Raw genomic sequence first — 14255 nt, forward strand, 5'->3', positions numbered from 1 at the left:
GTCGCGGCGGGCCTCGAGGAAACGGAAAGTAGATTCCTCGGTCGCGCACCGGGTTCTGCGGTCGGGGCAAGGTGCCGGGTGTGCGCTCCCTCGGAATGACAGATCGGGTGTGCGGGAGTGAGTTCCCGGGTTCAGCGGTGCTCCGCGCACCCTGCTGGACGAAGACAAGGCTGTCATTCCGAGGCCCGGCCACGCTGCAATCGGACGCTCGCGCCGCAGGTTGCAGGGCCGAAGAATCTACCGTCGGCCTATGGGAGGCCGGATGCGGCAGCCCGCGTCATACGTGCGGTGGCGCAACAGCCGGACAGGGCCGGTAGGGGGTGTCGCGGCGGGCCTCGAGGAAACGGAAAGTAGATTCCTCGGTCGCGCACCGGGTTCTGCGGTCGGGGCAAGGTGCCGGGTGTGCGCTCCCTCGGAATGACAGATCGGGTGTGCGGGAGTGACTTCCTGGGTTCAGCGCCGCTCCGCGCATCTGGACGCAAACGAGGCTGTCATTCCGAGGCCCGGCCACGCTGCAATCGGACGCTCGCGACACAGGTTGCAGGGCCGAGGAATCTACCGTCGGCCCATGCGAGGCCGGACGCGGCAGCCCCGCGCAATACGTGCGGTGGCGAAACAGCCGGACAGGGCCGGCCCGGGGCGTCGCGGCGGGCTACCAGGAAACGGAAAGTAGATTCCTCGGTCGCGCACCGGCTTTGGGATTGGCCAGGTGCCGGGTGTGCGCTCCCTCGGAATGACAGATTGGGTGGGCGGGAGGTGACTTCCGGTCCACCGGTGCTCCGCGCACCCTGCTGGACGCAAACAAGGCTGTCATTCCGAGGCCCGGCCGCGCTGCAATCGGACGCTCGCCCCGCAGGTTGCAGGGCCGAGGAATCTACCGTCGGCCCATGCGAGGCCGGACGCGGCAGCCCGCGCAATACGTGCGGTGGCGAAACAGCCGGACAGGGCCGGCCCGGGGTGTCGTGGCGGGCCACCCGGAAACGGAAAGTAGATTCCTCGGTCGCGCACCGGCTTTGGGATCGGGGCAAGGTGCCGGGTGTGCGCTCCCTCGGAATGACAGATCGGGTGTGCGGCCAAGGGCTTCCTGTGCAAGCGGCGCGTTGCGCCGCTTGCTGAACCCAACAGCACTGTCATTCCGAGGCCCGGCCACACTGCCATCGGGACGCTCGCTCTGCAGGTTGCAGGGCCGAGGAATCTACCGTCGGCCCATGGGAGGCCGGACGCGGCAGCCCGCGCAATGCGTGCGGTGGCGAAACAGCCGGACAGGGCCGGTCCGGGGCGTCGCGGCGGGCCGCCAGGTGCGGCGCCTCCCCCAGGACGTCAAACGCGGACAGAGGTTTAGCAGGGCAGGGCATGCGTTGCCTCCGGGATTCCCCGGAGGCGGGCCGGACACCCAGGGCTGTACCCATCCATCCCATGACCTTTTCAGCCGAGTCTGCCGGGCTTTCCCGCAGCGAAAAGCAGGCGCTTCTGCGAAAGGTTCTCGCCGAGCGGCTCAACCGCACGCGCACGGCGCCCGCCGCCTTTGCCCAGGAGCGGCTCTGGTTCCTGGACCGGATGGACCCCGGCGGCACCGTCTACAACCTCCCCGCCGCCCTCCGCCTCACGGGCGTGCTGGACGTGGCGGCTCTGGAGCGGGGGCTGGGCGAGATCGTCCGCCGCCACGAGGCCCTGCGCACCACCTTCGCCGAGTCGGACGGCCGCCCGGTGCAGGTGATCGCGCCGTTCGCCGGCTTCGCGCTGCCGGTGGAGGACCTCTCGGGGCGGGAGGATGCGGAGCGCGAGGCGGAGGTGCGGCGGCGCGCGGCGGCGGACGCGGCGCGGCCCTTCGACCTGGCGGCAGGCCCGCTTTTCCGCGCGTCGCTGCTGCGCCTGGCGGACGGCGAGCACGTGCTGCTGCTCTGCATTCACCACGCGGTCAGCGACGGGTGGAGCATGGGCGTGCTCTTTCGCGAGCTGTCGGCGCTGTACGCGGCGTTCCGCGACGGGGCGCCGTCGCCGCTGGCGGAGCCGCCGCTGCAGTACGCGGACTACGCCGCGGGGCAGCGGGAGCGGCTGCGGGGGGACGCGCTGGACCGGCAGCTGGCGTACTGGCGCCGGCGGCTGGCCGGCGCCCCCGCGCTGCTGGAGCTGCCCACGGACCGCCCGCGCCCGGCCGTGCAGTCGTACCGCGGCGCCACGGAGCGCATCGCCCTGGGCGCCGACCTGGCGCAGGCGCTGGAGGCGGTGGCGCGTCGCGAAGGCGCCACGCTGTACATGGTGCTGCTGGCCGCCTTCTCGGTGCTGCTGTCGAAGTACGCGGGGACGGAGGACGTGGTGGTCGGCAGCCCGGCCGCGGGGCGGACGAGCCGCGACGTGGAGGGGTTGATCGGCTTTTTCGTCAACACGCTGGTGATGCGGACGGGCCTGGGCGGCGATCCGTCGTTCCGCGAGCTGCTGGGGCGCGTCCGCGAGGGGACGCTGGGCGCGTTCGAGCACCAGGAGGTGCCCTTCGAGCGGCTGGTGGAGGAGCTTGCGCCCGAGCGCAGCCTGGGCCACGCGCCGCTGGTGCAGGCGATGTTCACACTCAACGAGGCCGCCGGCTTCCGCGGGAGCCTTCCCGGGCTGGAGGTGGCGGATCTCGACATCGACCTGGCGACCACCAAGTTCGACCTGGCGCTGTCGCTGGGCGCGGACGGGGACGGGCTGCGCGGCACGCTGGCGTATGCCACGGACCTCTTCGACCGCGCCACCATCCGGCGCATGGCCGCCCACCTGTCGCGCGTGCTGGGGCAGGCCGCGGCGGAGCCCGGCGTCCGCCTTTCCCATCTCACCCTGCTGGACGAGGCGGAGCGCGCGCAGGTGGTGGATGGATGGAACCGGACGGACGCGGAGTATCCGTCCCGCCGTCCCATCCACCAGCTGTTCCAGGAGCAGGCGGCGCGCACGCCGGACGCCGTCGCGGCCACCTCCGGGGACCGGTCCCTCACCTACGGCGCATTGAACGAGCGGGCCAACCGGCTGGCGCATCACCTGGTCCGCCTGGGCGTCGGTCCGGAGACGCGCGTGGGGCTGTGCGTGGAGCGCGGGCTGGAGATGGTCGTCTCCATCCTCGCCATCTTGAAGGCCGGCGGCGCGTACGTTCCGCTGGATGCGTCGTATCCCGCCGGGCGGCTGGCGCAGATGCTGGCGGACGCGGAGGTGCGCGTGCTGGTGGCGCAGGAATCCACCCGCGCGGCCGTGCCGGTGCCGCAGGGCGTCGCCGTGGCCAGCGTGGACGGCGACGCGCGGCGGATCGCGGACCAGCCGGCGGAGAACCCGGCCGCCGGCGTGGGCGCGCGCGGGCTGGCGTACGTGATGTACACCTCCGGGAGCACGGGCACGCCCAAGGGCGTGGGCGTGGAGCACCGCGGCGTGGTGCGGCTGGTGCGCGGCGCCGACTACGCCGACTTCGGCCCGGACCAGGTGGTGCTGCAGGCGGCGCCGGTCTCGTTCGATGCGTCCACGCTGGAGCTGTGGGCCCCGCTGCTCAACGGCGGCCGGGTGGTGCTGATGCCCGGCGAAACGCCCTCGCTGGAGGAGCTGGGGCGCGCGGTGATGGAGTACGGCGTCACCACGCTCTGGCTGACGGCCGGGCTCTTTCAGGTGATGGTGGAGCAGCGGCTGGATGACCTGCGCGGCGTGCGGCAGCTGCTGGCCGGCGGCGACGTGCTGCCGGTGGAGGCGGTGCGCCGGGTGCGCGAGCGATTCCCGGCGATGCGGATCATCAACGGCTACGGGCCCACGGAAAACACCACCTTCACCTGCTGCCACACGGTCCCGGCCGGGTGGAGCGGCGGGCCGGTCCCCATCGGCCGCCCCGTCTCCGGCACGCGCGTCTACGTGCTCGACGCGGCGCTGCGGCCGGTGCCCGCGGGCGTGCCGGGCGAGCTGTACGCGGGCGGCCACGGCGTGGCGCGCGGCTACCTGGGGCGGCCGGGGATGACGGCGGAGCGCTTCGTCCCCGATCCCTTCGGCGCGGAGCCGGGGGCGCGGCTGTACCGCACGGGCGACCGCGCGCGCTGGCGGCCGGACGGCACGGTGGAGTTCCTGGGCCGCGTGGACACGCAGGTAAAGATCCGCGGCTTCCGCATCGAGCCGGGCGAGATCGAGGCGGCGCTCCGCCGGCATCCCTCCGTCGTGGAGTGCGCCGTCGTGGTGCGCCAGGACGGGGCGCGCGCGGGCGTGCCGGGCGAAAAGCGGCTGGTGGCCTACGTCGTGGGGGGTGCGGACGCGGACGCGCTGCGCGGCCACCTGCGCGCGAGCCTGCCGGACTACATGGTCCCCGCCGCGTACGTCGCGCTGGACGCGCTGCCGCTGAACGCCAACGGCAAGGTGGATCGCCGTGCGCTGCCGGCGCCGGACTTCAGCGCGGCGGACGCGTTCGTGGCGCCGCGCACGCCGGTGGAGGAGGTGCTGGCGGGGATCTGGGCCCAGGTGCTGGGCCGCGAGCGGGTGGGCGCGGCGGACAACTTCTTTGCCATCGGCGGGCACTCGCTGCTGGCCACCCGCGTGGTCTCCCGCGTGCGCGAGGTGTTCGGGGTCGAGGTGCCGCTGCGCGCCGTATTCGAGTGCCCCACCGTGGCCCGGCTGGCGGAGCGGGTGGAGGCGCTGCGCCGCGCCGGCATCCCGCCGCTGCCGCCGGTCGTGCCGGTGAGGCGGACGGACGCGCCGCCGCTCTCGTTCGCGCAGGAGCGGCTCTGGTTCCTGGACCGCCTGCAGCCGGGCAGCGCCAGCTACAACGTCCCCGCGGCGCTGCGGCTGCGCGGGGCGCTGGACGTCCGCGCGCTGGAACGCTCGCTGTCCGCCATCGTCCAGCGGCACGAGACGCTGCGCACGGTCTTCGCGCAGGGGCCGGCGGGTCCCGTGCAGGTGATCGACCGCTTCGGCGTGTTCGCGCTCCCGCTGTCGGACCTGTCGGCCCTGGAGGACGCGGAGCGCGAGGCGGAGGTGCGCCGGCGCGCCGCGGCGGATGCGGCGCGCCCGTTCGACCTCTCCGCCGGCCCGCTGATCCGCGCGTCGCTGCTGCGGCTTGGGGATGACGATCACGTGCTGCTGCTCTGCCTGCACCACGTCGTCAGCGACGGGTGGAGCCTGGGCGTGCTCTTCCGCGAGCTGTCCATCCTGTACGAAACGCATCGGGAGGGCAGGGAATCGCCGCTCCCCGGTCTGCCGGTGCAGTACGCGGACTACGCCGTCTGGCAGCGCGAGCAGCTGCAGGGCGAGGTGCTGGACCGGCAGCTGGCGTACTGGCGGGATCGTCTCGCCGGCGCGCCCGCGCTGCTGGAGCTGCCCACGGACCGTCCGCGCCCCGCCGAGCAGTCGCATCGCGGCGCCGCCGTCCCGGTGCAGCTGCCGCGCGAGCTGGCGGAGCGGCTGGCCGCGCTGGCGCGGCGCGAGGGCGCCACGCTGTACATGGTGCTGCTGTCCGCCTTTTCGGTGCTGCTGTCGAAGTACGCGGGCGCGGACGACGTGGTGGTCGGCGGCACGGTCGCGGGGCGCACCCGGCGCGAGGTGGAGGAGCTGATCGGCTTTTTCGTCAACACGCTGGTGCTGCGGACGGACCTCTCCGGCGATCCCACTTTCCGCGACCTGCTGCGGCGCGTGCGGCAGGGAACGCTGGGCGCGTACGAGAACCAGGAGGTGCCCTTCGAGCGGCTGGTGGAGGCGCTGGCGCCGGAGCGCAGCATGGGCTACTCGCCCCTGTTCCAGGTGATGTTCACGCTCGATGAGGCCTCCGGGCTCCGCGGCGGCTTTCCGGGGGTGGAGGTGGCGGGGGTGGACGTGGAGGTGGCGAGCGCCAAGTTCGACCTCACACTCGGCCTGGCGGCGGACGAGGAGGGCATCCGCGGCACCCTGTCGTACGCCACGGACCTGTTCGACCGCGCCACCATCGAGCGGATGGTGGGCCACCTGTCGCGCGTGCTGCGGCAGGTCGCGGAGGACGCGGAGCTGCGCCTGTCGCGGCTGGATCTGCTGGATGAGGCAGAGCGGCAGCTGCTGGGCACGTGGAGCGGGACGGATGCCCCGTATCCCGCGGACTGTTGCATCCACCAGCTGTTCGAGGCGCAGGCCGCGCGCACGCCGGACGCCGTCGCCGCCCTCCACGAGCACGATTCGCTGACCTACGCGGCGCTGAACGAGCGTGCCAACCGCCTTGCGCACCACCTGCGCGGGCTGGGCGTGGGGCCGGAGGTGCGCGTGGGCATCTGCCTGCGGCGCGGGCTGGACCTGCTGGTGTCGATGCTGGCGGTGCTGAAGGCCGGCGGCGCCTACGTGCCGCTGGATCCCAACTATCCGGTCGAGCGGCTGGAGAACACGCTGGCGGACGCGGAAGCGCCCGTCCTGGTGACGCAGCAGGCGCTGCGCGGCATCCTCCCCGACCAGCCCGGCGTGGCCGTCGTGGTGCTGGAGCGGGACGCGGACGCCATCGCCGGCGCGCCGGCGGAGAATCCGCGGAGCGGGGTGGAGGCGCGGAATCTCGCCTACCTCATCTACACCTCCGGGAGCACGGGGCGTCCCAAGGGCGTCGCCATCCAGCACGAGAGCGTGGTGGTCATGCTCTCGTGGGGGTGGAACACCTATTCGGCGGACGACCTCGCCGGGATGCTGGCGTCGACGTCCATCAGCTTCGACATGTCGGTGTTCGAGATGTTCACGCCGCTGGCCCGCGGCGGCCGCGTGATCATCGTCGAGAACGCGCTGGCCCTGCCGGCGAGTGCCGCCGCGGACCATGTGCGGCTGCTGGACACCGTCCCCTCCGCCGCCGCCGCGCTGCTGAAGACGGACGGGATCCCCGCCTCGGTCCGCACGGTGAACCTGGGCGGCGAGGCACTCTCCGCGGAACTGGTGGATGCGCTGTACGCGCGCGGCGTGGAGCGCGTCTACGATCTCTACGGACCTTCGGAAGACACCACGTTCAGCACCTTCGCCCTGCGGAAGCCGGCCGGGCCGGTGACCATCGGGCGCATCCTGAGCAACTCGCGGGCGTACGTGCTGGACGCGGGGCTGCATCCCGTCCCCGTGGGCGTGCCGGGCGAGCTGTACCTGGGCGGCAGGGGCGTCACGCGCGGCTACCTGGGCCGGCCGTCGCTCACGGCGGAGAAGTACGTCCCGGACCACCTCGGCGGCACTCCCGGCGCGCGGCTGTACCGCACCGGCGACCGCGTCCGCTGGCAGGCGGACGGGACGCTGGAGTACCTGGGCCGGCTGGACCAGCAGGTAAAGATCCGCGGCTTTCGCGTGGAGCCGGGGGAGATCGAGTCCGTGCTCCGCCGCCATCCCGCCGTCGCCGACTGCGCCGTGGTGGCGCGCGCGGACGGCTCCGGCGACCGGCGGCTGGCGGCGTACGTGGTGGGCGACGCGGATGCGGAAGCGCTGCGTGCGCACCTGCGGGAGCGGCTGCCGGAGTACATGGTGCCGGGCGTGTTCGTGCGGATGGAGACGCTTCCGCACACCCCCAGCGGCAAGCTGGACCGCAAGGCGCTCCCCGCGCCCACCGTGGCGCCGGACGCGGAGGCGTACGTAGCGCCGCGGACGCCGGTGGAGGCGGGGCTGGCCGCGATCTGGGCGGACGTGCTGCACGTGGAGCGGGTGGGCGCGCGCGACCACTTCTTTCAGCTGGGCGGGCACTCGCTGCTGGCCACCCGCGTCGTGGCCCGCGTGCGCGACGCGTTCGAGGTGGACCTGCCGCTGCGCGCCCTCTTCGACGCGCCCACCGTGGCCGAGCTGGCGGCGCGCGTGGAAACCATTCGCGGCGCGGGCAGGCGGCCGCTGCCCCCGGTTCGCCGCGCGCCGCGCGCGTCCGCGGCGGTGCGGGTGAAGCACGAGGCGCCGGCCGGGCTCCCGGCGCCGCCGCCGATCGTGCCCGCCGAGCGGACGGGGGCCGTACCGCTTTCCTTTGCGCAGGAGCGGCTCTGGTTCCTGGACCGCCTGCAGCCCGGCAGCGCCATCTACAACGTTCCCTCGGCGCTGCGGCTGCGCGGCGCGCTGGACGTGTCCGCCCTGGAACGCGCGCTCGGCGGCATCGTCCGCCGGCACCAGCCGCTGCGGTCCACGTTCACGGAATCCGCGGGGCGCCCGGTGCAGGTGATCGCGCCGTTCGCCGGCTTCTCGCTGCCCGTCGAAGACCTGTCGGGGCTGGACGACGCGGAGCGCGAGGCGCAGGTGGCGCGGCGGCTGGATGCGGACGTGGCGGCCCCCTTCGACCTGTCGGCGGGTCCGCTTTTCCGCGCGGCGCTGCTGCGGCTGGGGGACGAGGAGCACGTGCTGCTGCTGTGCATGCACCACATCGCCAGCGACGGGTGGAGCCTGGGCGTGCTCTTTCGCGAGCTGTCCGTTCTGTACGATGCGCACCGGCGGGGCGATCCATCGCCCCTCCCCGATCTCCCGGTGCAGTACGCGGACTACGCCGTCTGGCAGCGCGAGCAGCTGCAGGGCGATGCGCTGGACCGGCAGCTGGCGTACTGGCGGGAGCGTCTCGCCGGCGCGCCCGCGCTGCTGGAGCTGCCCACGGACCGTCCCCGCCCGGCCGAGAAGTCGTACCGCGGCGACGGCGTGCCGGTGGAGCTGCCGCCCGAGCTGACGGAGCGGCTGGCCGCGCTGGCGCGGCGCGAGGGCGCCACGCTGTACATGGTGCTGCTGGCCGCCTTTCAGGTGCTGCTGGCGAAGTACGCGGGCACGGACGACGTGTCCGTCGGCAGCCCGGTCGCGGGGCGTACGCGGCGCGAGGTGGAGGGGCTGATCGGCTTCTTCGTCAACACGCTGGTGCTGCGAACGGACCTGTCGGGCGATCCCCCCTTTCGCGACCTGCTGTGGCGCGTGCGGCAGGCGACGCTGGGTGCGTACGAGAACCAGGACGTGCCCTTCGAGCGGCTGGTGGAGGCGCTGGCGCCGGAGCGCAGCATGGGCCACTCGCCGCTGTTCCAGGTGATGTTCACCCTCAACGAGGCGCCCGGGCTCCACGCCGGCCCGCCGGGGCTGCAGGTCGTCCCGCTCGACGTCAACCCGGGCGTGGCCAGGTTCGACCTGATGCTGGCGCTCTCCGCCGGCGCGGAGGGCCTCCGCGGCACCCTGTCGTACGCCACCGACCTGTTCGACCGCGCCACCGTCGAGCGGATGGCGGGCCACCTGTCGCGCGTGCTGCGGCAGGTGGCGGCGGACGGGGAGCTGCCCCTGTCGCGGCTGGAGCTGGCGGGCGGCGAGGAGCGGCGCCTGCTGGCCGCGTGGAACGCGACGGACGCGGCGTATCCGGCCGAGCAGTGCATCCACCACCCCATCGAGGCGCAGGCGGCCCGCACGCCCGACGCGGTGGCCGTCGTCTTCGAGGACCAGACACTCACCTGCGCCGCGTTGAACGCGCGGGCGAACCGGCTGGCGCACCACCTGGTCCGCCTGGGGGTCGGTCCGGAGGTCCGCGTCGGGATCTGCATGGAGCGCGGCCTGGAGATGGTGGTCTCCCTCCTGGCCGTCCTCAAGGCAGGCGGCGCGTACGTGCCGCTGGATCCCGGCCACCCCGCGGAGCGGCTGGCGCGGATGCGGGCGCACGCCGGCGTGCGCGTGGTGCTGGCGCAGCACGCGCTGCGCGGGACCGTCCCCGCGGAGCCCGGCGTGGCGGTGGTGCGCGTGGACGCGGAGTGGGAGCGCATCGCCGCGGAGCCCGCGGACGACCCGCGGCGCACGGCGGGGCCGGGAAGCCTGGCGTACGTCATCTACACCTCCGGCAGCACGGGCACGCCCAAGGGGGTGATGAACGCGCACGGCGGCGTGGTGAACCGCCTGGCCTGGATGCAGGCCCAGTACGGGCTGGCCGCGGGCGACGTGGTCCTGCAGAAGACGCCGTTCTCGTTCGACGTCTCGGTGTGGGAGTTCTTCTGGCCGCTGCGGCAGGGCGCCACGCTGGTGATGGCGCGCCCCGGCGGCCACCGCGATCCCGCGTACCTGCGGGAGGTGATCGAGCGGCGCGGCGTGACCACGCTGCACTTCGTCCCCAGCATGCTGCAGGCGTTCGTGGATGCGGCGGACCCCGCGCGCTGCCGCACCCTGGCCCGCGTCGTCTGCAGCGGCGAGGCGCTCCCCCCGGCGCTGGTGGACCGGTTCCACGCGCGCTTTCCATCATCCACCGCGCTGCACAACCTGTACGGCCCCACCGAAGCGGCCGTGGACGTGAGCTACTGGCCGTGCGCGCGGAGCACGTCCACCCAGGTGGTGCCCATCGGCCGGCCGGTGTGGAACACGCGGCTGCACGTGCTGGATGCCGCGCTGCGCCCGCTGCCGGTGGGCGTGCCGGGCGAGCTGCACATCGCGGGCGTGCAGGTGGCGCGCGGGTACCTGGGCGCCCCCGGCCTCACGGCCGAGCGCTTCATCCCCGATCCCCTGGCCGAGACGCCGGGCGCGCGGATGTACCGCACGGGCGACCGCGCGCGCTGGCGGGCGGACGGCACGCTGGAGTACCTGGGGCGGCTGGACCACCAGGTAAAGCTCCGCGGCTTTCGCATCGAGCTGGGTGAGATCGAATCCGTCCTGCGCCAGCACCCGGGCGTGCGCGAGTGCGCCGTGCTGGTGCGCGAGGACGCGCCGGGCGAACCGCGCATCGCCACCTACGTGGTGGGCGGCGCGGACGCGGAATCCCTGCGCGCGCACCTGCGGACGCGGCTGCCGGAGTACATGGTGCCGGGCGCGTTCGTCTTTCTCGACGGGCTGCCGCTGTCGCCCAACGGCAAGCTGGACCGCGGGGCGCTCCCCGCGCCCGGCGTGGCCCCGGCCGCGGCCGCGTACGAGGCGCCGCGGACGCCCGTGGAGGAAGGGCTGGCGGCGATCTGGGCCGAGGTGCTGCGCCTGGAGCGCGTGGGCATCCACGACCACTTCTTCGAGATGGGCGGCCACTCGCTGCTGGCCACGCGCGTCGCGTCCCGCGTGCGCGACGCGTTCGGGATCGACCTGCCGGTGCGTGCCCTGTTCGACGATCCCACCGTGGCCGCGATGGCGGTGCGCGTGGAGGCGCTTCGCGAAGCCGGGCGCCGCGCGCTCCCCCGCGTTCGCCGCGCCCCGCGCGCGGCCATCCCGGTGCGCTTGGTGGACGGGTCGGAGTCGCGCCTCCCTCATGAAGTCGATCGCGGGGTTTAGCAACACCCTCTCATCCTCTTGTCTTCTCCGTGTCCTCGGTGTGACGCCGAATCCGGGAAAACAACACCTTCATGCGTACAGAGGAACAGAGTCAGACAGAGAAAGCGAGCTGAAATATCGGCTTGGTTCCTCTGTCTGACTCTGTTCCTCTGTACGATCATTCTTTTTCAGGATCTGGATGATGATGAAACGGCCTGTGGAAATGCACAATCGGGCCGAGAATCTGGTATCAGGAACTCAGCGGCCAGGGTGATTCTTGACACCCGCTCAGCGCCTCAGCGTGAGGCCGATCTTTACGCGGATGTCAAAACACTTGTTCTTCTGACCTCGAAAGCAGATCATTCCACCGTGCCCGGCGGTGTGCCGCTTCAGCCATGCCCGGCGTTCTCTTCCCGCCCCAGCCAGCCCCCACCCACCGAACGGCCCTCCCCGCGCGAGCGAACCGCATTCGCTGATCATGCGATGGAACCCTTGATTTGATATGACCTTTGCGTCTCCGGGCGCCGTGCGGGGGATGCGCTCCGCGTTTCCGCCTGCGCAGTTGCTGCTTGCGGGGCTGCTGGCTGCCTGTGCGCAGCCCGTCGCGGCGCCCGCGGGGGTGGACTTCGACGCCCTCTTCCGCCCCGCGACCACGGTCGAGATCCTGGCGGTCGAGGCGGAGTGGCGCGCGCGCGACGTCGCGGCGCGCGGGATCGTCGAAGAAGGCGCGTCCAGCGTCACGGTCCTGGGTGACCTGACCACGGTCCGCGTCTTTTCGCACCTCGTCGGCGAGCATCGGCACTACGGAGCCGTGCTGGTTCCCGCGGGCGCCGCGGCGCGCTCGCTTCCGGTGCTGGTCGTGGCGCACAGCGGCGACGCCGGGACCAGCGTGAGCGAAGTGGCGGCTAGGCTTACGCTGATGGGGCCCCAGGCGCGGGGCTTTGCCGTCGTCGTCCCCTCCTTTCGCTCCGAGTCCATCACCGCGGGCGGCGTTACCTACCGGTCCGGCGGGGAGCCCAGCCTGTGGGACGGCGACGTGGACGACGCGCTCGCGTTCCTGAACGTGGCGCTGCGACGGGTGCCGGAGGCGGACCCGGAGCGCATCGGCGTGCTGGGCACCAGCCGCGGTGCCACGGTCGCGCTGCTGATGGCCATCCGCGACCCGCGCATCGACCTGGTTTCGGAGATGGCGGGACCCACCGACTTCTTCGATCCGTGGGTGCGCGGGCTGATGGAGGAGGCGCTGCGCGAGGGGCCGCGCCCGCTTCTGGGCGTGCGCATGCTGCACGACCGCTTCCTGCGGCCGCTCGCCGACGGCCTCATCACCCCCGCCCGGTTCCGCCGCGAGCTGGTGCGGCGCTCCCCCGTGCTCTGGGCGGCGCGGCTTCCCTCCGTGCAGGTGCATCACGGCTCGCTGGACACCACGGTGCCGCCCGCCCAGGCGCGGGTCCTCGTCGCCGCGCTCCGTCGGCTGGACCGGGCGGCCGCGCGGGACGAATGGCTGGAATATCCCGGGCTGGGGCACAGCACGGCCGCGTTCGACCACGGGCGGACGGTGGCGTTCCTGAACCGGCTGCGGCGGGGCGGGTGAAGGGGTGAAGGGGTGAAGGGGTGAAGGGGTGAAGGGGTGAAGGGGTGAACGGGTGAACGGGTGAACGGGTGAACGGGTGAACGGGTGAACGGGTGAACGGGTGAACGGGTGAACGGGTGAACGGGTGAACGGCGGCGGAAGCGCTTGTCCTGCCGAATCCCGAGGAAAAACCTGTCATTCTGAGGGAGCGCCCACCCCGGAGCTCCGGGAAAACCACATAGCTCGTTGGCGCGACCGAAGAATCTCCCTCCCCTCGCGCGGAGCCCTTTCCCGGGCATCGCCCGGGAACGCTGCGCAGCGGAAAGGTCCTTCCGCCCAGCATGCAGATTCTTCGGCCAGCACCATGGCCTTTTCGTACACGCCGACGAGGAGCGGCCTCGCCCTGCGATTGACTTCCTGAGGGAGGCGCCGCTCCGCGACCTGCGGATACGATGGACTTTGGCGCCGACCGAAGGATCTCGCCAGCAGAACGACGGGGCTGGTCCCGCGGCATGAAGCCGGCCCCGCTTCGCCGGAGAGCAGGTCGTTCGGTTGCGCGCAGGCGGTTGTATGGAATCGGGTTACACGTGGTGCGCTCCCTCAGAGGGTGTTGCCAAACCTCCTGCGTGATTGACTTCCTGAGGGAGGCGCCGCCCCGTACCTCGCTTGTACACTGCACCTTGGCGCCGACCGAAGGACCTCGCCAGCAGAACGACGGGGCTGGTGCCGCGGCATGAAGCCGGCCCCGCCTCGCCGGAGAGCAGGTCCTTCGGTGGCGCGCAGGCGGTTGTGTGGAATCGGGTTACACGTGGTGCGCTCCCTCAGGAAGTCATCGCTTCTTTGTGAGTTTGAGGGTTTAGCAACACCCTCTGAGGGAGGCGTTGCTCCGCAACCTGCGGGGACGATGGACTTTGGCGCCGACCGAAGGACCTCGCTAGCAGAACGATGGGGCTGGTCCCGCGGCATGAAGCCGGCCCCGCTTCGCCGGAGAGTAGGTCCTTCGGTCGCGCGCAACCTGTAGTGTGACTTCTGGTTACACGTGGTGCGCTCCCTCAGAGTGTGTCTAAGAATCTCCCTGCGCTCGCACCAATCTGTCATTTCGAAGGAGGCGCCACACCGCACCATCGGCTCGCACGAAATCCTGCGCGCCGACTGAGAAATCTACTGTCTGCTGCTGGTGCTCCGTCGCACCGCTCGGCACTGGCCCTGTCCGCCCGTGTCGTAGCCGCAAGGTAAGCACGGCTACCGCGTCTGCCCTCCAGCAATCCGACAGTAGATTCCTCGGCCCTGCAGCCTCTGGTGTGAAAGCAAGCTACGGCGCGGCCGGGCCTCGGAATGACAGCGCTGGTGGATCTGCCTGGATGCGCAGCGTCGGATTCTTGAACACCCTCTGAGGGAGGCGCCGCCTCGTACCTCGCGTGTACACTGCACCTTGGCGCCGACCGAAGGACCTCGCCAGCAGAACGACGGGGCTGGTCCCGCGGCATGAAGCCGGCCCCGCTTCGCCGGAGAGCAGGTCCTTCGGTCGCGCGCAATCTGTAGTGTGACTTCTGGTTACACGTGG

General features: G+C 72.3%; 2 protein-coding genes. Both read left to right on the forward strand.

Going from position 1 to position 14255, the window contains the following annotated elements; all coding sequences use genetic code 11:
* The first annotated feature begins 1416 nt into the window (after positions 1 to 1416).
* Complete coding sequence (locus VGC13_RS03100) at positions 1417 to 11142, forward strand: amino acid adenylation domain-containing protein (protein ID WP_331123739.1); 9726 nt, start codon at positions 1417 to 1419, stop codon at positions 11140 to 11142.
* Positions 11143 to 11623: 481 nt separating this feature from the next.
* Positions 11624 to 12712: an alpha/beta hydrolase family protein gene (locus VGC13_RS03105; protein WP_331123740.1), complete on the forward strand. Its 1089-nt coding sequence runs from the start codon at positions 11624 to 11626 to the stop codon at positions 12710 to 12712.
* The last annotated feature ends 1543 nt before the right edge of the window (positions 12713 to 14255 follow it).

The sequence above is a fragment of the Longimicrobium sp. genome (genome assembly GCF_036399255.1).
Classification (GTDB): domain Bacteria; phylum Gemmatimonadota; class Gemmatimonadetes; order Longimicrobiales; family Longimicrobiaceae; genus Longimicrobium.